The organism is Leisingera sp. S2M4 (assembly GCF_055398055.1).
This window is the reverse complement of record NZ_AP040861.1, coordinates 3,101,849-3,122,264: the sequence shown is the minus strand read 5'-3', so window position 1 is coordinate 3,122,264 and position 20,416 is coordinate 3,101,849. Positions and strand designations below refer to the sequence as shown.

Annotated in this window: 16 protein-coding genes and 1 tRNA gene; 9 read left to right on the top strand and 8 right to left on the bottom strand. The window is 63.5% G+C overall.

All coding sequences use genetic code 11. The features are described 5' to 3' along the window. The first annotated feature begins 147 nt into the window (after positions 1-147). The 5 genes from ACZ52D_RS15120 to typA all read left to right on the top strand — a co-directional run bounded on the left by ACZ52D_RS15120 (position 148) and on the right by typA (position 4,659). Positions 148-801 carry an alpha/beta hydrolase gene (locus tag ACZ52D_RS15120; protein WP_222453222.1) on the top strand — a complete coding sequence of 218 codons (654 nt, stop codon included), beginning with the start codon at positions 148-150 and terminating at the stop codon, positions 799-801. Then, the gene (locus ACZ52D_RS15115) at positions 801-1,043 is read left to right on the top strand and encodes a hypothetical protein (protein WP_222453223.1); all 243 of its coding nucleotides are present in this window, start codon (positions 801-803) and stop codon (positions 1,041-1,043) included. Before ACZ52D_RS15120 ends, ACZ52D_RS15115 begins: the two co-directional genes overlap by 1 nt. After that, positions 1,040-2,206 carry an HD domain-containing protein gene (locus tag ACZ52D_RS15110; protein ID WP_464441806.1) on the top strand — a complete coding sequence of 389 codons (1,167 nt, stop codon included), beginning with the start codon at positions 1,040-1,042 and terminating at the stop codon, positions 2,204-2,206. Before ACZ52D_RS15115 ends, ACZ52D_RS15110 begins: the two co-directional genes overlap by 4 nt. Before the next feature lie 202 nt (positions 2,207-2,408). Continuing rightward, complete coding sequence (locus ACZ52D_RS15105; RefSeq protein WP_222453225.1) at positions 2,409-2,744, top strand: DMT family transporter; 336 nt, start codon at positions 2,409-2,411, stop codon at positions 2,742-2,744. Between the two features lie 94 nt (positions 2,745-2,838). Continuing rightward, a complete protein-coding gene (typA, locus tag ACZ52D_RS15100; protein WP_464441805.1) occupies positions 2,839-4,659 on the top strand; it encodes a translational GTPase TypA in 1,821 nt (606 codons plus the stop codon). Between the two features lie 178 nt (positions 4,660-4,837). Here typA and ACZ52D_RS15095 read toward each other — a convergent pair whose 3' ends face one another. The 3 genes from ACZ52D_RS15095 to recA form a co-directional block, all read right to left on the bottom strand. After that, complete coding sequence (locus ACZ52D_RS15095) at positions 4,838-5,125, bottom strand: DUF1330 domain-containing protein (protein WP_222453227.1); 288 nt, start codon at positions 5,123-5,125, stop codon at positions 4,838-4,840. 78 nt (positions 5,126-5,203) lie between these two features. Further along, a complete protein-coding gene (gene alaS, locus ACZ52D_RS15090) occupies positions 5,204-7,858 on the bottom strand; it encodes an alanine--tRNA ligase (RefSeq protein WP_464441804.1) in 2,655 nt (884 codons plus the stop codon). 156 nt (positions 7,859-8,014) lie between these two features. Beyond that, entirely contained in the window at positions 8,015-9,082 is a 1,068-nt protein-coding gene (gene recA / locus ACZ52D_RS15085) for a recombinase RecA (RefSeq protein WP_222453229.1), read from the bottom strand. Positions 9,083-9,274: 192 nt separating this feature from the next. Here recA and ACZ52D_RS15080 point away from each other — a divergent pair, with 192 nt between their 5' ends. Continuing rightward, positions 9,275-9,895 (top strand): gamma-glutamyl kinase, encoded by a 621-nt coding sequence (locus ACZ52D_RS15080; protein ID WP_464441803.1) that lies wholly within the window; start codon positions 9,275-9,277, stop codon positions 9,893-9,895. A 35-nt stretch (positions 9,896-9,930) separates the two neighbouring features. On the opposite strand, the gene ACZ52D_RS15075 is transcribed toward ACZ52D_RS15080, so the two are convergent. From ACZ52D_RS15075 to guaB, 3 genes are all read right to left on the bottom strand, one after another. Continuing rightward, positions 9,931-12,246 carry an ATP-binding response regulator gene (locus tag ACZ52D_RS15075; protein ID WP_369929162.1) on the bottom strand — a complete coding sequence of 772 codons (2,316 nt, stop codon included), beginning with the start codon at positions 12,244-12,246 and terminating at the stop codon, positions 9,931-9,933. Positions 12,247-12,339: 93 nt separating this feature from the next. Further along, positions 12,340-13,521, bottom strand: coding sequence for an RsmB/NOP family class I SAM-dependent RNA methyltransferase (locus ACZ52D_RS15070; protein WP_464441802.1), 1,182 nt, complete (start codon positions 13,519-13,521; stop codon positions 12,340-12,342). Positions 13,522-13,557: 36 nt separating this feature from the next. After that, complete coding sequence (gene guaB, locus ACZ52D_RS15065; protein WP_222453233.1) at positions 13,558-15,006, bottom strand: IMP dehydrogenase; 1,449 nt, start codon at positions 15,004-15,006, stop codon at positions 13,558-13,560. A 265-nt stretch (positions 15,007-15,271) separates the two neighbouring features. Between guaB and ACZ52D_RS15060 the strand changes: the two genes are divergently transcribed. From ACZ52D_RS15060 to ACZ52D_RS15050, 3 genes are all read left to right on the top strand, one after another. After that, positions 15,272-17,320, top strand: a complete 2,049-nt coding sequence (locus ACZ52D_RS15060; RefSeq protein WP_464441801.1) for an ASKHA domain-containing protein — start codon at positions 15,272-15,274, stop codon at positions 17,318-17,320. Positions 17,321-17,393: 73 nt separating this feature from the next. Further along, positions 17,394-17,467: transfer RNA gene (locus tag ACZ52D_RS15055), tRNA-Gly, on the top strand. Positions 17,468-17,627: 160 nt separating this feature from the next. After that, on the top strand, positions 17,628-18,110 hold the full coding sequence (locus ACZ52D_RS15050) for a hypothetical protein (RefSeq protein WP_464441800.1): 483 nt from the start codon (positions 17,628-17,630) through the stop codon (positions 18,108-18,110). A gap of 77 nt (positions 18,111-18,187) precedes the next feature. On the opposite strand, the gene pgl is transcribed toward ACZ52D_RS15050, so the two are convergent. Together pgl and zwf are read right to left on the bottom strand one after the other, a co-directional pair. Beyond that, entirely contained in the window at positions 18,188-18,859 is a 672-nt protein-coding gene (gene pgl / locus ACZ52D_RS15045) for a 6-phosphogluconolactonase (protein ID WP_464441799.1), read from the bottom strand. Then, positions 18,856-20,340 carry a glucose-6-phosphate dehydrogenase gene (gene zwf, locus ACZ52D_RS15040; RefSeq protein ID WP_464441798.1) on the bottom strand — a complete coding sequence of 495 codons (1,485 nt, stop codon included), beginning with the start codon at positions 20,338-20,340 and terminating at the stop codon, positions 18,856-18,858. The genes pgl and zwf overlap by 4 nt, the downstream gene beginning before the upstream one ends. Between the last annotated feature and the right edge of the window lie 76 nt (positions 20,341-20,416).

Genomic DNA, 20,416 nt, shown 5'->3' with positions numbered 1-20,416 from the left:
TGACCTTCTCGACGTCTGTGCGTATCTCAGCCTGACGGTGCGCGGCTTGGCCCACGCCGTGATTAGAACTGTTCTAAGATGCCTGACGGAACCCGTCAAGTTTTCTGACGGCAGACCCGACAAACGACAGTAGGATTTGAACCGCCCATGCCCGAGGTCATCTTTCCCGGACCCGAAGGCCGCCTCGAAGGCCGCTATCACCCGCAAAAAGAAAAAGACGCCCCGATCGCCATCGTTCTGCACCCGCATCCGCAGTTCGGCGGGACGATGAACAACAAGGTCGTCTACAACCTGCATTACGCTTTCTACAACATGGGCTTTACCGTGCTGCGGTTCAATTTCCGCGGCGTCGGGCGCAGCCAGGGCGAATACGATCAGGGCGTGGGCGAGCTGTCCGATGCCGCGTCAGCGCTGGATTACCTGCAGTCGATGAACTCCAATTCCAAGCATTGCTGGGTTGCGGGCTTCTCCTTCGGCGCCTGGATCGGCATGCAGCTGTTGATGCGCCGTCCGGAAATCACCGGCTTCATCTCGGTGGCGCCGCCGGCCAACATGTATGATTTCTCCTTCCTGGCACCCTGCCCCTCGTCGGGCCTGATCATCAACGGCACCGCCGACCGCGTGGCACCGCCCGCCGACACCGCCAACCTGGTGAACAAGCTGCACGAGCAGAAGGGCATCACCATCACCCACAATGAGATCGAGGGCGCGGATCACTTCTTCCAGGAGCCGCATATGGACACGATGATCAGCAGCGTCACCGATTACGTGAAACGCCGCCTGACCGAGACCAGCCGCTGATGGGCACAATCGAAACGCTGGCCCAGAAACTGGCGATCGATACGCTCAAGGTGCAGGACGCCACCGGCGAAGAGCGACTGTACGTGGAGGTGGGCCAGGTTCTCGGCGCCGCCTCCCAGTCGCTGGAGGAGGCCTTCCTGACCGAAATGCGCGTTCGCCTGGCCGAGCGCAAGGCGCGCGCGTTCCTGAACGCCAAGATCGAACAGGTCAAGGCACAGCTGGACGCGAAGGGTCAGCCATGAACCGTCTCGATGCGCAATTCGCCTTCCTGCTCGAGGCCGACAAGCTGCGCACCATCGAGCGCCAGAATTTGATCCTCGACTGCAGTCGTCGCGAAAACTCGGCGGAACACAGCTGGCATCTGGCGCTCTATGCGTTGGTGCTTGCGCCGTTCGCGGCGCCACAGGTCGACATCTTCCGTGCCATCCGCATGCTGCTGCTGCATGATCTGGTGGAAATTGACGCAGGCGATCACCCGATCACCGCCGAGGCCGACTGGGCCGCCGTGGCCGCCGCTGAGCAGACCGCGTCACAACGTCTGTTCGGCCTGCTGCCTGAGGATCAGGGGGCGGAGTTCCTCGCGCTGTGGCAGGAGTTCGAAGCGGCGGAAACGCCGGACGCGCAATACGCCAAACAGGTCGATCATTGCCAGCCGATGTTCCAGACCGTGTATGGCGCAACGCCGCTGGACTGGCATCTCGACGTGGTGCGCCAGAACCTGAACGGTGGACGCGCCGCGGCGCTGAAGCACAGCTTTCCTCAAGCCTACCACCACGCGCAGGCCAAACTGGGCCGCGCCAGCGACATCGATTGCAGCCAGCTGACGACCCGGCTCGCATTCCTGAACGAAGCGGACAAGCTGAAGCAGATCACCCGCGCGTCGAAACTGGGTGATGGCTCGCGGCACGAAAACTCCGCCGAGCACAGCTGGCACATCATGCTTTACGCTTGGGTGCTGGCCGAACACAGCACGGCCCCCGTCGACGTCGACCGGGTTCTGCAGATGCTTCTACTGCACGACCTTGTCGAGATCGATGCCGGCGATGCGCCGATCCACGGTGTCCTTGACCCGCAGGAGCTTGCTGCAATCGCTGACAAGGAACAAGCTGCGGCCACCCGTCTGTTTGGCCTGCTGCCCGCGGACCAGGGCCGACCGCTTTATGAGATCTGGCAGGAATTCGAGGCAGCCGAAAGCCCGGACGCCGTGTTTGCAAAGTCGATCGACCGGGTGCAGCCCGTCCTGCTGAACCTGCTGAACGGCGGCGGGAGCTGGCTGGACTACGACGTCAGCCTCCCCCAGCTGGACGCGCGCGTCGGCGCGAAGATCCAGCGTGGCGCACCGCGGGTGTGGACCTACGTGCGATCCCGCGTCGAACCCTGGTTCCGAGAGTCTGGACGGTTGTAACTTCGATCCGGGCAGCCTCTCGCTGGCCGGATCCCCGCCCCGATGCCGAGAACTGTTTCAGCGGCACTCAATCAAAAGAAATCTCATCGCGCGGGCGAAAATGTGCCTGACGCGCAATTTCGCGTCTTTTCGACCTGCGGTGAATGCGCTAGGCGACAATGGCAGGTCATCTCCTGTCGGCCTGCCAGAACGGAGGGATCCGATGCCAGTTCACTACATCTACCTGATCATTGCGGTCGCGGCAGAGACGATCGGCACCACCGCCCTGCAAGCCAGCCAGCAGTTTTCCCGCCTCGGGCCGTCGCTGATCGTTCTGGTGGCCTATGGGTTCTCCTTCTACATGATGGGGCTGACGCTGAAGTTCATGCCCGTCGGCGTGGTCTATGCAATCTGGTCCGGCCTTGGAATCCTGCTGATTGCGGTGATCGCTTACCTTGTCTTTGGCCAGAAGCTGGACCTGCCCGCCGTGATCGGAATGACCCTGATCATGTCCGGAATCGTCATCATTCACCTGTTTTCCAAGACTTCAGGCCACTGATCGCCGATTGCTGGTGGTCCCGGGTAGTTTTCCTCTGGCCTTTGATCGGGGTTCGGGCTATGCGCGGCGCAACTTCCTTACAAAGGCGAACGTCATGGACCTGCGCAACATTGCGATCATTGCTCACGTCGACCACGGCAAAACCACCCTGGTTGACGAGCTGCTGAAACAATCCGGCGCTTTCCGCGAAAATCAGGCTGTGGCGGAACGCGCCATGGACAGCAACGATCTTGAGCGCGAACGCGGCATCACCATTTTTGCCAAGCCCACCTCGGTGGAGTGGAACGGCACCCGCATCAACATCGTCGACACCCCCGGCCACGCCGACTTTGGCGGCGAGGTTGAGCGGATCCTGTCGATGGTCGACGGCGTGGTGCTGCTGGTGGACGCCGCCGAAGGTCCGATGCCGCAGACCAAATTCGTGACCTCCAAGGCACTGGCCCTGGGCCTGCGCCCGATCGTGGTGCTGAACAAGGTCGACAAGCCCGACGCCGAGCCCGACCGCGCGCTTGACGAATGCTTTGACCTCTTTGCCTCGCTGGACGCGACCGAAGACCAGCTGGACTTCCCGCACATGTATGCCTCCGGCCGCAACGGCTGGGCCGACATGGAGCTGGACGGCCCCCGCAAGGATCTGCACGCGCTGTTCAACCTGATCGTGAACCACGTGCCCGAGCCCAAGCAGATCAAACGCCAGAACGAAGATTTCCGCATGCTCGCGACCACGCTGGGCAGCGACCCCTTCGTGGGCCGCCTGCTGACCGGTCGCGTCGAATCCGGGACCCTGAAGGTTGGCGCGACGGTTCAGGCCATCAGCCGCATCGGCCAGAAGATCGAGCAGTTCCGCGTCACCCGCATCCAGGCGTTCCGCGGCCTTGCACAACAGGACATCGACGAGGCCCAGGCCGGTGACATCGTCTCCATCGCGGGCATGTCCAAGGCCACCGTGGCCGACACCATCTGCGCGCTTGCAGTGGAAGAGCCGCTGGACGCCCAGCCGATTGACCCGCCGACCATCACCGTGACCTTTGGCATCAACGACAGCCCGCTGGCGGGCCGCGATGGCAAGAAGGTACAGTCCCGCGTCATCCGTGACCGTCTTCTGAAAGAAGCCGAAAGCAACGTCGCGATCAAGGTCGAAGATACCCCCGGCGGCGAAGCCTTCGAGGTCTCTGGCCGCGGCGAACTGCAGATGGGCGTGCTGATCGAAAACATGCGCCGCGAAGGGTTCGAGCTGTCGATCTCCCGCCCGCAGGTGATCATGAAGGAAATCGACGGCGTCCGCATGGAGCCGATCGAGGAAGCCACCATCGACGTCGACGACGAATACTCCGGCGCGGTGATCGAAAAGCTGACCGGCGCCCGCAAGGGCGACCTGGTGGAGATGAAACAGGCTGGCGCTGGCAAGACCCGCATCATCGCCCATGTTCCCTCTCGCGGGCTGATCGGCTACCACGGCGAGTTCCTGACCGACACCCGCGGTACCGGCGTGCTGAACCGCGTGTTCCACGGCTGGGCACCGCACAAGGGCCCGATCCCCGGTCGCCGTGCCGGTGTGCTGATCTCGATGGAGAACGGCCAGTCGGTCGCCTATGCGCTGTGGAACCTGGAAGAACGTGGCAAGATGATGATCGGCCCCCAGGCGGACGTCTACACCGGCATGATCATCGGTGAGCACAGCCGGGACAACGACCTGGAAGTGAACCCGCTGAAAGGCAAGAAACTGACCAACGTGCGTGCCTCCGGCAGCGATGACGCCGTGCGCCTGACGCCGCCGATGACACTGTCGCTTGAAGAAGCGATCGCCTATATCAACGACGACGAACTGGTCGAAGTGACGCCGAACAATATTCGCCTGCGCAAGCGTTACCTGGACCCGCATGAGCGCAAGCGGATGTCCAAGGCCGCGCAGTAAGCGACCGAAATCAACAAGACCTTGCAGAAGGGGCGCCATGTGGCGCCCCTTTTCGCTTTCCGCCAATGGCGCCACAGCGGACCGGGTTCGCAACCGGGTGCTGCCAAATGAAAAGGGCGCCCCATGGGGCGCCCGTTCCTATCGCTGCTTGCTCGCCCCTTTGCGGGCGGCGGCAAAATTACTCGCTGGTTTCCACAACCATCAGTTCCCGCTCGGACGCGTCTCGCGCGTGGCTCAGCGCTTCCTGGTACTCGGGGCTGTTGTAGCACTCCACCGCGGCTTCGACGCTCGGAAACTTGGCCACGACATTGCGCGGGCGTTCCTTGCCCTCCAGCTGCACGAACTTTCCACCCCGAGCGATGAAGCTGCCGCCATGCTTGGCGATTGCCGGGCCTGCCAGCTCGGCGTATTTGCCATACGCCTCGGCATCGGTGACGGTTACATGGGCAATCCAAAGTGCGGGCATCGCAGCCTCCATAGTTTCTGATCTTCCCGGCAGATTAGGGGTTTTGCCGGAAAGACCAAGCTTTTTTTGACCAAATGGTCAGGAAGCCAGCAGCGCCTCCGCTGCCTCGATCGCGGCCTGAGCGCCGGAGAAATCCTTGCCGCCACCCTGGGCCATGTCGGGACGACCACCGCCGCCCTTGCCGCCCACCGCGGGCACCGCGGCCTTGAGCACGTCCACGGCCGAGATTTCACCGGTCAGATCATCGGTAACACCGGCCGCCACGGCGACCTTGCCGTCGTCCTCTGCAATCAGCAGGATGACGCCGGAGCCGAGGTTCTGCTTGTGCGCGTCGATCAGGCCACGCAGATCCTTGCCGGACACCCCCTGCAAGGCCTGCGCCAGGAACGTCTTGCCGTTGATTTCCTTGGCCTCTGCGCCGTTGCCGCCGGAACCGCCACCCATGGCGATTTGCTGCTTGAGATTGGAAATCTCGTTTTGCAGCGCCTTGCGCTCATCCATCAGGGCTTTCAACCGGTCCATGACATCCGCAGGCTGTGCCTTCAGGGCCGCCGCAACCTCGGCCATGCGGCCTGCCTCGCGTTCCAGATGCGCAAATGCCGCGGCCCCGGTCAGCGCCTCGATACGGCGCACACCGGCGGAGGACGCGCTGTCGCCCAGGATCACGAAGGTGCCGATGTCACCGGTCTGCTTCACATGGGTGCCGCCGCAGAGTTCGATCGAATAGGTTTCCCCATCGTGGCCCTTGCCAGTGGGCGCACGCCCCATGGAGACAACACGAACCTCTTCACCGTATTTCTCGCCGAACAACGCCTGCGCGCCCAACGCACGGGCATCACCCGGTGTCATGATCCGGGTCGAGACGGGCGTGTTCTGCCGAATGAAATCGTTCACTTCGGCGCCAACGCGGCTCAACTCTTCTGCGCTCAGCGCCTTGTTGTGGCTGAAATCGAACCGCAGCCGGTCCGCTGCGTTCAGCGAGCCCTTCTGCGCCACATGTTCGCCAAGCGCATTGCGCAGTGCTTCATGCAGCAGGTGGGTGGCCGAGTGGTTGGCGCGGATCTGGCTGCGCCGGTCGTGGTCGACCTCCATTGTCGCCCCGGCCCCGACGGAAATCTCGCCGTCGGTCACTTCGGCGATATGCAGGAACAGGCCTTCGACCTTCTTGGTGTCGATGACACGCGCCGCGCCGCCGTCCACCGTCAGGGAGCCAGTATCCCCGACCTGGCCGCCGCTCTCGCCGTAGAACGGGGTCTGGTTCAGGATGATCTGCACCGTGTCGCCCTTGCCCGCGGACTGCAGCTGCGCGCCATCCTTGACGATCGCAACAACCTGGCCCTCCGCCTTTTCGGTCTCGTAGCCGAGGAAATCGGTCGGGCCGGCGGCATCCAGGATATCGAAGTAGACCTTCACGTCCGCAGCCTCGCCAAGACCGATCCCGCCCGCGCGGGATTGTTCCTTCTGCGCCTTCATCGCGGCATCAAAGCCTTCGGTGTCGACTTCGATCTCCTTGGCGCGCAGGGCGTCCTGGGTCAGGTCCAGCGGGAAGCCATAGGTATCATAGAGTTTGAACGCGGTTTCGCCCGGCAGCACGTCGCCCTTGCCCAGATCGCTGGAGGCCTCGTCCAGCAGCTTCAGACCGCGGTCCAGCGTCTTGAGGAAACGGGTTTCCTCCTGCTCGAAGGTTTCCTCGATCAGCGCCTGGCCCTGGCTCAGCTCGGGATAGGCGGCCCCCATCTTCTGCACCAGCGACGGCACCAGCTTGTGCATCACCGGGTCCGAAGCCCCCAGCAAGGACGCATGGCGCATCGCGCGGCGCATGATCCGGCGCAGCACGTACCCGCGCCCCTCGTTCGAGGGCAGCACACCCTCGGCAATCAGGAAGGAGCAGGAGCGCAGGTGATCGGCGATCACCCGGTGATGCACGTTCTGATCGCCGAAAGGATCGGTGTTGGTCACATTAGCCGACGCCTCGATCAACGACTTGAACAGGTCGGTCTCGTAGTTGTCGTGGGTGCCCTGCAGCAGCGCGGCGATCCGCTCCAGGCCCATGCCGGTGTCGATCGACTGCATGTCCAGATCCACCATCGAGCCGTCGGCAAAGCGCTCGTTCTGCATGAACACGAGGTTCCAGATCTCGATGAAGCGGTCGCCGTCTTCCTCGGGTGAGCCCGGAGGGCCACCCCAGATGTGATCGCCGTGGTCATAGAAGATCTCGGTGCAGGGACCGCAGGGGCCGGTATCGCCCATCTGCCAGAAGTTGTCCGAGGTGGCGATGCGGATGATCCGGTCCTCCGGCACGCCCATCTTCTTCCAGATTTCAAAGGCCTCATCATCGGTGTGATAGACGGTCGTGTACAGCCGATCCTTCGGAATATCGAATTCCTTGGTGATCAGTTCCCAGGCAAAGGGGATCGCCTCGTTCTTGAAGTAGTCACCAAAGGAGAAGTTGCCGAGCATCTCGAAAAACGTGTGGTGGCGCGCGGTATAGCCGACATTGTCGAGGTCGTTGTGCTTGCCGCCGGCACGGACGCATTTCTGCGAGGTGGTGGCACGTTTGTAGTCACGGGTCTCGACCCCGGTGAAACAGTTCTTGAACTGCACCATGCCTGAGTTGGTGAACATCAGGGTGGGATCGTTGCGGGGCACCAGTGGGCTGGAGTCCACCACCTCGTGACCCTGTTTGGCGAAATAGTTCAGAAAGGTCGATCTGATGTCGTTGAGCGTCGGCATATGCGGGATCTCTTCGGCTTTGTCTAAGCGTTCCGGGCAGGTGTAGCGCCCTGCCCGCGCACTGTCCACATCGACCGTTCGGCACAGCCCACGAAAAAGGGCGCAGCCGTCGCTGCGCCCCCGCAAATCCCGGGATTTGATCAGACTATCCGGCGTTCAGGCCTCGAGAATATCGTCGGCGTCATCCACGTCGGGCCGGTCGAACTCCAGACCATGAGCGGCGCGGATCTTGTCCTCGATGTCGTAGGCAATGGCCGGGTTCTCGCGCAGGAAGGTCTTGGCGTTTTCCCGCCCCTGGCCGATCCGCTCATCCCCGTAGGAGAACCAGGCACCGGACTTGTTGACGACACCGGCCGCCACGCCCAGGTCCAGCAATTCACCCATCTTGGAGATGCCTTCACCGTACATGATGTCGAATTCCACCTGCTTGAACGGCGGCGCCACCTTGTTCTTGACCACCTTGACGCGGGTGGAGTTGCCAACCACCTCGTCCCGGTCCTTGATCGAGCCGATGCGGCGGATGTCGAGACGCACCGAGGAGTAGAATTTCAGCGCGTTGCCGCCGGTGGTGGTTTCGGGCGAGCCGAACATGACGCCGATCTTCATGCGGATCTGGTTGATGAAGATCACCATGCATTTGGAACGGCTGATGGAGCCGGTCAGCTTGCGCATCGCCTGGCTCATCAGGCGGGCCTGCACGCCGACGTTGCTGTCGCCCATGTCGCCCTCAAGCTCGGATTTCGGCGTCAGCGCTGCAACCGAGTCGACGATCACCATGTTCACCGCGCCCGAGCGCACCAGCGTGTCGGTGATTTCCAGCGCCTGTTCGCCGGTGTCGGGCTGCGAGATCAGCAGCTCGTCCAGGTCGACGCCCAGCTTGGCCGCATATTGCGGGTCCAGCGCGTGTTCCGCGTCGACGAAGGCGCAGACGCCACCTTTTTTCTGCTGTTCTGCAATGCAATGCAGCGTCAGCGTGGTCTTGCCCGAGCTTTCCGGGCCGTAAATTTCGATGATCCGCCCCATCGGCAGACCGCCGATGCCAAGGGCAATGTCCAGCCCCAGAGAGCCGGTTGAACTGGCCTCGATCTCCTGCATGGCACTGCCGTCGCCGAGCTTCATGATCGAGCCCTTGCCAAACTGCCGCTCGATCTGGGCAAGCGCGCTGTCCAGCGCCTTCTGCTTGTCACCGCTTACTTTGTTCTTCATGGTCAAAAGATCCGCCATAGTCCCTTGTCCCTTTCTATGTGTCACACACCGGGGCGCGCGGCAATCACTGCTTTGTTCACCTCCTGTTCCTTATCGGATCAAAACGGGAACATTGCAACAGAAAACTGCTGTACCCACTGCGCGGGCAAGATGTTAAGGAAGTATTTACGATAATCGGGCGCCACCAGTTTTTACCGGACGGTTTATGAAATGATGATATTTTACAAGGAACGGCTGGCGTTGTTGTCAGTCCCCAAGACCGGCACCACCGCCCTGCAGGAGGCATTGCGCGACCGGGCCGATCTGATCATTTCCGACCCGCCGCAGCTCAAACATGCGCCGCTTTACCGCTACAACCGCTGGATTCGGCCCATGTTCGACAAGGTCTGCGGCGCGGAGCTGGAGGTGGTCGCCGTGATGCGCGAACCGATCAGCTGGCTTGGCAGCTGGTTCCGCTATCGCCAGCGCCCGGCGCTGGACGGGCATGCCAACTCCACCCGCGATCTCACCTTCGACGCCTTCGTGCAGGCCTACTGCAAGGGAAAGCCGCCCGCTTATGCCAACGTCGGCAGCCAGGCGAAGTTTCTGGAAGCCCAGCCAAACGGCTGCAAGGTCGACCACCTGTTCCGCTACGAGGACACCGATGCGCTGCGACTGTTCCTGGAGTACCGCCTGGACACCGACATCCGGCTCGAACGGCGCAATGTCAGCCCGCAGGCGGCGCTGACCCTCACGCCGGAAGCAGAGGCGCATCTGCGACGCAAACGAGCGGCGGAGTTCGACCTCTATGACAGCATCCCGGCCGTAAACCAGCCGGTGCAATCCGCCTAAACCGACAAAGCGCAGTCAGGCGACGCACTCAACACTCAGTGCAACTGAGCGTGAACAGTTTCCGTCAACTGATTGAGAGAGAAGGGTTTTGGCAGGAAGACCGAGTTCGGCACCTCGGGGTCGGCTTCGCCGAAGGCCCCCTCGGCATAGCCGGACACGAAAACCACGCGTGTGTCCGGGCGCTCCTTCAGGGCCTGGCGCACCCAGCTGGGTCCGTCCATCCCGGGCATCACCACATCAGTGACAAACACATCCACCGTCAGCCCCGGATCCTCGAGCGTGCGCAGCGCGTCCTCGGCGGATTCAGCCTCGAGAACGGTGTACCCCCGCATCCGCAGCGCACGGGACGCAAAGGCGCGCACCGGCGCTTCATCTTCCACCAGCAGCACCACGCCCTCGCCGTGCTGCGCATTGCCGCCGCGCTCGGTCACATCTGCTGGCGCTTCCGCGGCCTTGGGCTCGGCCTGCGGTTTGTAGACCGGGAAGAACAGCGTGAACTGGGTGCCTTGCCCCTGCACGGAATCCACGAAGATGTAACCGCCCGTCTGCTTGATGATGCCGTAGGCGGTGGACAGGCCAAGACCCGTGCCCTCACCGGTGCGCTTGGTGGTGTAGAACGGCTCAAACACTTTTTGGAGTTTGTCCGGCGCGATGCCGACGCCCTCGTCCGAGACCTTGACGGTGACCCAGTCGCCGGCCGGAACTGTGGCGCGGTTGCGCTCGAGAGGTTTGTCGAGCGACAGGACCTCGGTCTCGACACGGATTTCGCCCCCTTGCGGCATCGCATCGCGGGCATTCACCACCAGGTTCATCAGCACTTGTTCAAGCTGGCGTTTATCAGCGCGGATCGATTTCATCACCGGGTCATGGCTCAGCGTCAGGGTGACCTTCTCGCCGACCAGACGGTTCAGCAGATGGGTGAGATCCGACAGGGTATCGCGTACATCCAGCGTTTCCGGCTGCAGTGTCTGTTTGCGTGAAAAGGCCAGAAGCTGGCTCACCAGCGAGGCAGCCCGGTTGGCGTTTTCATGGATCTGGATCAGGTCGCCGTAATCCTGGTCGCCCTGGTCGTGACGCAGCAGCAGCAGGTCGCAATGGCCTGAAATCGCGGTCAGAAGGTTGTTGAAATCATGCGCAACACCGCCCGCCAGCTGACCGATTGCCTGCATCTTCTGGCTTTGGACAAATTGCGCCTCGAGCGTCTTCAGCTCAGTCGCATCGTTCAGCACCGCGATCAGGACGGGCTCGCCCTCTTCCACCGTGCGGGTCAGGGTGACCTGGACAAACACCTCCTTGTCGCCACGCGACAGGCGCAGAAACTCGGATTTGTTCGGCGCCAGACCGTCGGCCGTATCGCGCAGCCAGTCCGACATCGGCCGTCCCAGGCCCTCCATCAACTGGCCCAGTTTCAGGTTGGCACAGCTGCTGACCCCCAGCAGGCGCAGGGCCATTCGGTTCGCGCTCAAAATCTCGCCGCTCGCCGCCACCTTCAGGAAGGGAACCGGCAACGCCTCCAGACCGGCCTGGCTGGAGTTGAGGCCGCTTTCATCGACTTCCATCAGGAACAGTTCGCTGCGACCCTGGGTGCGGTTCTTCTCGCTGACCAAAACGGATACCGGCCCGTTCTTGGTGCTGAGCGTGTTGATCTGTCCCGGCAGGATCGGAAGCGACGGAAACAGGCGGTCCGTCGATTTCACGCGCTCGCCGATCAGGGTGCGCGCGGCTTCGTTCATGAACAAAACCGCGCCGGTGCGGCCCACCGTGATCATCGGCACCGGCATTGCATCGGCACCGCGCCCGCTGCTGCTGCGCTCCTGAATATCCTCAACCCGCCACAGGAAGCTGCCGCCGGTCATCTGGTGCACCGCCAGCCGCACATGCCCGCGGCGCGTGACGATATCCTCGCGCGCGGCACCATCCACACGTGCCCGGCTCTGCAGCCGGTAGAGCACCGCGGAAGGGTTCGCCAAAACCGAGCGCAACGTTCCCGCCAGCGTGTCGCGGGTGGCATCCTGGAACCGCTTCACGGCGGCACCGTTGCAGGCGTGGATCACACCGTCGTCATCGGTGACGAAACTGGGTGTGGCGTCTTTTTCGATAAAGCCCGTCAGCAGCTCGGCGGCCATCGCGCGCGCATTCAGCCGCAGCCGTGTCTGCACCATCATCAGCACCGCCACGGCAATCAGCGTCAGCCCGACCATGATGAAGCCGCGCCCGATCCATTCCGGCAGGGGCAACAACCAGGGGCTGGCGATCAACATCACCGCGAGCAGAACGGTCGCTGCAAGCCGGGCGTGCTCAGGCGCGTGAACGCGCAGTTCCGGAACGGAGGTTTCTTGGCGACCGGGCATTAGGGCTCCGCTACTTTTGCTGAGATGCCGCCATAACGCGGCGGTTCAGGTTAAAACCACGTTAAGAATACCAAAACTTTTCCAGCTGGAACCCTAGCAATCGCCGGTCTGGCGCGTCAACACGGCAACGTGGAAACCATCGGTCCCGTCCTGCACCTTCCAGCTCCGCTCGCAGACCAGTTTCCACCCGGCATTTCCCTGAAGAAACCGTTGAACTTGCTCGGCATTTTCTCCGCGCAGCATTGAGCAGGTCGCATAGGACAGATAGCCGCCCGGCGCGGTCAGCCGCGCGGCCTCACGCAGGATGTTGGCCTGCACTTGATACAGGTCTTGCAACCGCTCAGCCGTCAATCGCCATTTACCTTCGGGCGCGCGACGCCAGGAGCCGGACCCGGAACAAGGCACATCGCACAACACCAGATCGAACGGGCCGGCGCTGTCGAGAGCATCGGTCGGAAGGCAGCTCACCTTTGCGCCCGCCCGTGCAGCCCGCTGTGGCAGATCCTTCATCCGCCTGGGGTCGGCATCATGGGCAAACAGGTCAATGTCGGCTTGTGCGGCCATGGCCAAGGCCTTGCCGCCACCACCCGCACAATAGTCCAGAACCTTCATGCCGTCGCTCAGCGGTAATTGTTCGACCACCGCCTGGCTGGCCGCATCCTGCAGTTCGACCAATCCGCTCTGATAGGCCTCGGCGTTGCGCAACCGGCGCGCGCCCTCGACCACTTCGAGCGCCATCCGTGCAGCGGGGTGCTCTGTGGCCTCGATACCATCCGCCCGCAGACGCTCCAGCGCGTCTGCCACCGAACCCCGGCGCGGGTTCACGCGCAGGTGCACCGGCGCGCGGGAGCGCAGCGCCCGGGCCGCGTCGGCGGCCCCTGCCCCAAGGCTGGCGCGAAACTCCGGCCACAGCCAGTCGGGAATATCAAGCGCTTCGGCGCTGTCGGCCTCCAGCGGTGCAGGCAATTGCCGCTCCTCGGCCGTCAGCGCTGCGGGAGCGTGCCCGACCCCGGTAAAAACGGTATCGGGGTCAGTGCCCGCCTCGCGCAAAGCGCCCAGGATCAGGCCGCGCCCACTGCGGGAGCCGCCAAGAGCAGCATGCGAGCGCAGGCAGCGCAGGGCGGTGAACACGTGATCGCGAACCGCCGCGCGGTCCTTGGAACCGGCAAAGCGGCTGCGCCGCCCCCAGGAGGTCAGCGCCTTTTCCGCCGCTTCCCCGGCCAACACCTGGTCGAGGATCTCAATGGCCGCCTGCAGGCGGGCGGCGGGGGTCATGCCCCTGCCCCTTGGTCACATGCGGCCATCATCGTCTCAGCCCACCCGGTAGTTCGGGGCTTCACGGGTGATCTGCACGTCATGCACGTGGCTTTCCTTGAGACCGGCGCCGGTGATGCGGACAAAGTTGCAGTTCTTGCGCATCTCGTCGACGGTGGCGCAGCCGGTGTAGCCCATCGCCGCGCGCAGGCCGCCGACCAGCTGGTGCACAACCGCGCCCGCGCCGCCCTTGTAGGGCACCTGGCCTTCGATCCCCTCGGGCACCAGCTTGTCGCTGGCAGCATCCTTCTGGAAATACCGGTCGGCAGAACCGCGCGCCATAGCGCCCATCGAGCCCATGCCGCGGTAGGATTTGAACGAGCGGCCCTGGTACAGGATCACCTCACCCGGGGACTCGTCGGTGCCCGCAATCATCGAGCCGACCATCGCGCAGGAAGCGCCCGCCGCGATCGCCTTGGCAAAATCGCCCGAGAACTTGATGCCGCCATCGGCAATCACCGGTACGTCGCCCGCCGCGCCTGCGCAATCCATGATCGCGGTCAGCTGCGGCACGCCCACGCCCGCCACCATGCGGGTGGTGCAGATGGAGCCCGGACCGATGCCGACCTTGACCGCATCGGCCCCCGCGTCGATCAGCGCGCGGGTGGCTTCGGCAGTGGCCACATTGCCCGCAATCACCTGGATATCGCCGTATTTCGCCTTGATCCGCTTGACCGCGTCGATCACCCCGGCCGAATGACCATGGGCGGTATCCACCACGACGACGTCGACGCCCGCATCGATCAACGCTTCGGAGCGTTCAAAACCGCTGTCGCCAACGGAGGTCGCCGCGGCGACCCGCAGACGGCCCAGTTCATCCTTGCAGGCGGTAGGGTTCAGAACCGCCTGTTCGGTGTCCTTCAGGGTCAGCAGGCCGGTCAGCTTGCCATCCTTGTCGGTAACCAGCAGCTTTTCGATCCGGCGCGCCTTCATCAGGGACTTGGCTTCTTCCAGGTCCGCGGGCTCATGCAGCAGCGCGAGGTTGTCGGAGGTCATCATCACCGAGACCGGCGTGCTGTCATCCGAGGCAAACCGCATGTCGCGGTTGGTGACGATGCCGACCACGCGGCCAGACCCATCCACCACCGGGAAGCCGGTGACCCGGTAGCGTTCCTGCAGCGCTTTGGCGTCGGCCAGGGTCTGATCGGCGGTCAGGGTGATGGGGTTGTAGACGATGCCGGAGACAAAGCGCTTCACCCGACGGACTTCCTGCGCCTGCTCCTCCACGTTCAGGTTCTTGTGGATCACGCCCATGCCACCCGCCTGCGCCATGGCAATCGCCATGCGAGCCTCTGTCACCGTGTCCATCGCAGAGCTGAGCAGCGGGATGTTCAGCGACACCGACTGCGTCACCCGCGTGCGCGTATCAGCCGTATTCGGCAACACGCTGGACGCGCCCGGAACCAGAAGAACATCATCAAAGGTGAGAGCCTCACGAATCTGCATTTGTCATCCCCATGCATAACCCCGTTTGGCGGTGACCCTATGGCACAGAACTGGACGATGGGAAAGAGGCCCGGGGCAGAAATCCTGCGCTGCAGCATCGCACGCGCCCCGCAACGGCATGCCTGCCGGGCTGATTTTCCGTTAAACCCGTGCTGAAACCTGCAAAAATGCCGCCCGCAGACCTGAAAATGCCGCGCCATGCCTTTCGCCCGCCGCAAAAGCCCATATGCTCCGCCGAAACTGCGGAAGTGAGAAGGCCACCGGCATGACTGACGAACCCCTCGTTGTGTTTACCCCCTCCGGCAAGCGCGGACGTTTTCCCGTAGGTACGCCGATCCTGACGGCGGCGCGTCAGCTTGGCGTCGACCTGGATTCTGTCTGCGGCGGCCGCGGCATCTGCTCGAAATGCCAGATCACGCCATCCTATGGCGAATTCCCCAAACACGGCGTCACCGTGGCAGAGAGCGCGCTGAGCGAGTGGAACAAGGTCGAACAGCGTTACAAGGACAAGCGCGGGCTGATCGATGGTCGCCGCCTGGGCTGCCAGGCCACGGTGCAGGGCGACGTCGTGATCGACGTGCCGCCGGAAAGCCAGGTCCACCGGCAGGTTGTGCGCAAACGCGCCGAGGCCCGGGACATCGTGATGAACCCCTCCACCCGGCTGTTTTACGTCGAGGTCGAAGAACCCGACATGCACAAACCCACCGGCGACATGGAGCGGCTGATCGAGGCCTTGGAAACCCAGTGGCAGCTGAAGGGGGTCAAGACCGACCTGCACATCCTGAGCGTCCTGCAACCGGCGCTGCGCAAGGGCGACTGGAAAGTCACCGTCGCCGTCCACCTCGGCGACGAAAGCCACCCGCCCAAGATCATGCACATCTGGCCGGGCTACTATGAAGGCACGGTCTACGGGCTGGCGGTCGACCTCGGCTCCACCACCATCGCCGCGCATCTGTGCGATCTGAAAACCGGCGAGGTCGTCGCCTCCTCGGGCATCATGAACCCGCAGATCCGCTTTGGCGAAGACCTGATGAGCCGGGTGTCCTATTCGATGATGAACAAGGGCGGCGACCAGGAGATGACCCGCGCGGTGCGCGAGGGCATGAACGCGCTGTTCACCCAGATCGCTTCGGAGGCCGGGATCGACAAGGCGCTGATCGTCGATGCCGTCTTTGTCTGCAACCCGGTGATGCACCATCTGTTCCTTGGCATCGACCCGTTCGAACTCGGCCAGGCGCCCTTTGCGCTGGCGACCTCCAACGCGCTGGCCTTGCGCGCGAACGAGCTGGATCTGAACATCCACCCGGCTGCCCGTGTCTACCTGCTGCCCTGCATCGCCGGCCATGTCGGCGCCGATGCCGCGGCGGTCGCGCTGTCGGAAGCGCCGGACAAGTCCGAGGATCTGGTGCTGGTGGTCGACGTCGGCACCAACGCCGAGATCCTCCTTGGCAACAAGGAAAAGGTACTGGCCTGCTCCTCCCCCACCGGCCCGGCGTTCGAGGGCGCGCAGATCTCCAGCGGCCAGCGCGCCGCTCCCGGTGCCATCGAGCGAGTTGAAATCAACCCGGAAACCAAGGAGCCGCGCTTCCGCGTCATCGGTTCCGACGTCTGGTCGGACGAGGACGGCTTTACCGAATCCATCGCCACCACCGGCATCACCGGTATCTGCGGCTCCGGCATCATCGAAGCAATTGCCGAGATGCGACTGGCGGGCGTGCTGGACGCCTCCGGTCTCATCGGCTCGGCCGAGCAGACCGGCACCAGCCGCTGCATTCAGGACGGGCGCACCAATGCCTACCTGCTGTGGGACGGATCTGCCGATGGCGGGCCGACCATCACCGTCACCAACCCTGACATCCGGGCGATCCAGATGGCCAAGGCGGCGCTCTACTCCGGCGCGCGGCTGCTGATGGACAAGTTCGGCGTCGACAAGGTCGACCGGGTGGTGCTGGCCGGTGCATTCGGTGCGCATATCTCGGCCAAGCACGCGATGGTGCTGGGCATGATTCCCGATTGCGAGCTGAACAAGGTGACCTCTGCGGGCAACGCGGCCGGCACCGGTGCCCGGATCGCGCTGCTGAACACCGATGCGCGCGCCGAGATCGAAGAAACCGTGCGCCGCATCGAGAAGATCGAGACCGCGGTCGAGCCGCGCTTCCAGGAGCATTTCGTCAACGCCTCGGCGATCCCGAACTCGGCTGAACCCTTCCCGATCCTGGAAACCGTGGTGACCCTGCCGCAGGTCAACTTCAACACCGGTGGCGGCGAGAGCGGTGCCGCGGGCGGTGGTCGCCGCCGACGCCGCCGCGGCTAAGACCAAACCTGTGGAAAACAGCAGCGTCGCCCTTGACCTCATTGGCGGCGCAGCATAATTCTTCGTTCCACAGGCGGGTATGATGTAATGGTAGCCTGTCAGCTTCCCAAGCTGAACGCGCGGGTTCGATTCCCGCTACCCGCTCCAGTTTCCTTTCTCCTCTGCGCCGCCTAAGCATCAGGCCGGCCGCCCTGATGGCACGGATCCTGTAGGCCTGGTGCCGCGGCGTCGCACCAAAACACACCGTATGTGCTAGACTGCCCGCGTGCACCCGATGGTCGGGTCACGTGGTTGAGAGGGTATTGGTATGGCACAGTTTGGTTCGATCAGCGCGTTTGTCTGCATCCTGGCGGCAGGCAACGCCCTTGCTGGAACGACCTGGGACCAGGGCGGACAAGGCACGGGCACCTCAAGCAGCACGGTGACGCAAATTGCCGACAATCACATGGTGATGCAGGTCAGCAGTACTTACGAAAAAGTCGACATGGAAAGCCCCGACCACCCGATGAACGGCGCATCGGGCCCCTGCTTTGGCGCGGTTGAGGTTTCCGCAGGCGCCGCCTCGGGTGGTGGCATCTGCGCCTTCAAGGACAAGGCGGGCGACAGCGTCGTCCTGCACTGGGACGCCGAGGCCATGGAGGCAACCGGCGCCCTCACTGGCAGCTGGACGATCAGCGGCGGCACCGGCCCCTGGGCCGAGGCCAGTGGCGGAGGTCGGTTTTCCTCGCTGACGGATCCCGCGAGCGGGAATTTCGTCAATACGATCACCAGCAACCTTACGCTGCCTTGACCAAGGGGGTGCGCGGTCGGTATTGCGGCCAGCTGGCAGCCCGAGGCCAGAGCTGACGATCGCTCTCAGGTCACGTCTCAGGGCGCCCAGTGCACCCGTGCCTCTGAGAGCACGGCCTGAATAGGCGCTTCCTCCGGCGGCAGGGTCATCGCGCGCTCCAGGGCTGCGCGTTTCGCGTCGCCGAAGATCACGAGATGCTTGGCAATCGCCGCATCCAGAACCCGTGCGGTCAGGCTGATACGGGCTTCGGGCTGGCTGTCCGGGCGCATCACGGCAAAGGCAGGCGCATCGGCCGCCAGCGCCTCCGCCAGCCCGTCTGCACCGGGAAACAGCGAGGCCGTGTGCATGTCTTCGCCCATGCCCAACAGGACCACCGACAGGGGCAGCTTATCCTGCAGTTGCCGCTCCAGCTCGACTGCGGCCGCGGCGGGTTCCTGGCCGGGCAGGTAGAAAGGCATGAACTGCGCCGCCGCAGCGCGGTTCTGCAGCAGCCGCGCCCGGATCATCGCCGCGTTGGAGCGCGGATTGTCCTCTGCCACCCAACGTTCATCCGTGGCCATGACCTGCACCCGCGCCCAATCGATGTCCGCGGCACAGAGGTCATCGAAAATCGGCGCCGGCGTGGTGCCGCCTGCAACCGCCAGCGACACCAGATCATTGTGCAAAAGGTGGGTCTTCAGATCGCCCGCCATTTCATTGGCGACCTCGATCGCCAGCATGTCTCGATCAGCGTATTCGTTGAATTTCATGGGTTTATTCCCCTCCACTCACGCCCATCGCGGCGCATTAACAAATCAGCGTCACCGGGTCCGGTGCTGCCGCTGTCATAAGGTTTCGGAACGTCGCCGCGGGCTTCCCACCCCGCGATGATGGGGTCTGTCCAGGCCCAGGCCGCTTCGACCTCGTCGCCACGCATGAACAGCGTCTGGTCGCCGCGCACAACGTCCATGATCAACCGTTCATAGGCATCCGGCGGAGTGCCCCCCTCCGAGCCCAGGGCCTCGGCAAAGCTCATGTCCAGGGGCACGTCAATCAGGCGCATGCCCCCCTGCCCCGGCTCCTTGATGGTCACGCTCAAGGTGATGCCTTCGTTGGGCTGGAGCCGGATCTTCAGATGGTTTGCGTGGCGTCCGGCTTCTGCACCAAAGATGGAATGCGGCGCATCCTTGAACATGACGTTGATCACCGAAGAGCGCGCAACCAGCCGCTTGCCGGTGCGCAGATAAAACGGCGTGCCCGCCCAGCGCCAGTTGCTGATATGGGCCTTCAACGCCACGTAGCTCTCGGTGCGGCTGCGCGGATTGCCGACCGTATCACGGTAGGACGGATGCGCCTGTGCGCCCCCCTCAGCCGCCTGCCGCGCCTGATATTGACCGCGCACGATGTGATGCGGCTCCACCGGGTCCAACGCCCGGATCACCTTGAGCTTTTCGTCCCGCACGGCATCCGGGTCGAACTTGGCCGGAGGCTCCATCGCGATCAGGCACAGCAGTTGCATCAGGTGGTTCTGCATCATATCGCGCATGGCACCGGAGCGTTCGTAATAGTCTTCCCGCCCCTCGATGCCGACGGTTTCGGCCACGGTGATCTGGATGTGGTCCACATACTGGCTGTTCCACAATGGCTCGAACAGCATATTGCCAAACCGTACTGCCATCAGGTTTTGCACCGTTTCCTTGCCCAGGTAGTGATCGATGCGATAGATCTGCCCCTCGTCGAAATGACTGGCCAATGTGCGGTTGAGCGCCTTGGCCGTCTGGAGGTCCCGTCCAAAAGGCTTCTCGACCACGATGCGGGTATCGCCATTGGTCAAGCCGTGACTGTGCAAGCGCTCCGCCAGCGGTGCAAACAGGGCCGGGCCAACCGAGAAGTAGAACAGACGAACCGGCACCTCCGCGCTCGGCCGCAGTTGCGCGGCAAGCTCTTCCCAGCCTTGGGTGCCCATTCCGTCAAGCGCCACGTAGCTGACGCGGGACAGGAAACTGGTCAGCTCTGCATCATCGACGGCGCGCGGGCCACAGTGCTCGCGCAGGGCCGTCGCCACGATACTGCGATAATCGGCACAACTCAGCCCTGCCCGCGCGGCGCCTATGATCCGTTCCGATCCCGGCAACTGTCCGGCACAGTGGCGCCGGAAAAGCGCGGGCAGGATCTTGCGCTGCGCCAGATCCCCCGTACCTCCAAAGATCACCAGGTCGAAGGGGGCGACCGGTATGATACGCGAAACCATCGTTGCTCTTCCCGCTTGTTGCTCGCCCTGCCTGGCGTGGCCCAGGTACACTGACGCTCACATCCGTGTCATGTAA

Bases quoted from the DNA above. Each gene is read 5' to 3' on its own strand.
- ACZ52D_RS15120 (WP_222453222.1), top strand. From the start codon at position 148: ATGCCCGAGGTCATCTTTCCCGGACCCGAAGGCCGCCTCGAAGGCCGC.
- ACZ52D_RS15115 (WP_222453223.1), top strand. From the start codon at position 801: ATGGGCACAATCGAAACGCTGGCCCAGAAACTGGCGATCGATACGCTC.
- ACZ52D_RS15110 (WP_464441806.1), top strand. From the start codon at position 1,040: ATGAACCGTCTCGATGCGCAATTCGCCTTCCTGCTCGAGGCCGACAAG.
- ACZ52D_RS15105 (WP_222453225.1), top strand. From the start codon at position 2,409: ATGCCAGTTCACTACATCTACCTGATCATTGCGGTCGCGGCAGAGACG.
- typA (WP_464441805.1), top strand. From the start codon at position 2,839: ATGGACCTGCGCAACATTGCGATCATTGCTCACGTCGACCACGGCAAA.
- ACZ52D_RS15095 (WP_222453227.1), bottom strand. From the start codon at position 5,125: ATGCCCGCACTTTGGATTGCCCATGTAACCGTCACCGATGCCGAGGCG.
- alaS (WP_464441804.1), bottom strand. From the start codon at position 7,858: ATGCCGACGCTCAACGACATCAGATCGACCTTTCTGAACTATTTCGCC.
- recA (WP_222453229.1), bottom strand. From the start codon at position 9,082: ATGGCGGATCTTTTGACCATGAAGAACAAAGTAAGCGGTGACAAGCAG.
- ACZ52D_RS15080 (WP_464441803.1), top strand. From the start codon at position 9,275: ATGATGATATTTTACAAGGAACGGCTGGCGTTGTTGTCAGTCCCCAAG.
- ACZ52D_RS15075 (WP_369929162.1), bottom strand. From the start codon at position 12,246: ATGCCCGGTCGCCAAGAAACCTCCGTTCCGGAACTGCGCGTTCACGCG.
- ACZ52D_RS15070 (WP_464441802.1), bottom strand. From the start codon at position 13,521: ATGACCCCCGCCGCCCGCCTGCAGGCGGCCATTGAGATCCTCGACCAG.
- guaB (WP_222453233.1), bottom strand. From the start codon at position 15,006: ATGCAGATTCGTGAGGCTCTCACCTTTGATGATGTTCTTCTGGTTCCG.
- ACZ52D_RS15060 (WP_464441801.1), top strand. From the start codon at position 15,272: ATGACTGACGAACCCCTCGTTGTGTTTACCCCCTCCGGCAAGCGCGGA.
- ACZ52D_RS15050 (WP_464441800.1), top strand. From the start codon at position 17,628: ATGGCACAGTTTGGTTCGATCAGCGCGTTTGTCTGCATCCTGGCGGCA.
- pgl (WP_464441799.1), bottom strand. From the start codon at position 18,859: ATGAAATTCAACGAATACGCTGATCGAGACATGCTGGCGATCGAGGTC.
- zwf (WP_464441798.1), bottom strand. From the start codon at position 20,340: ATGGTTTCGCGTATCATACCGGTCGCCCCCTTCGACCTGGTGATCTTT.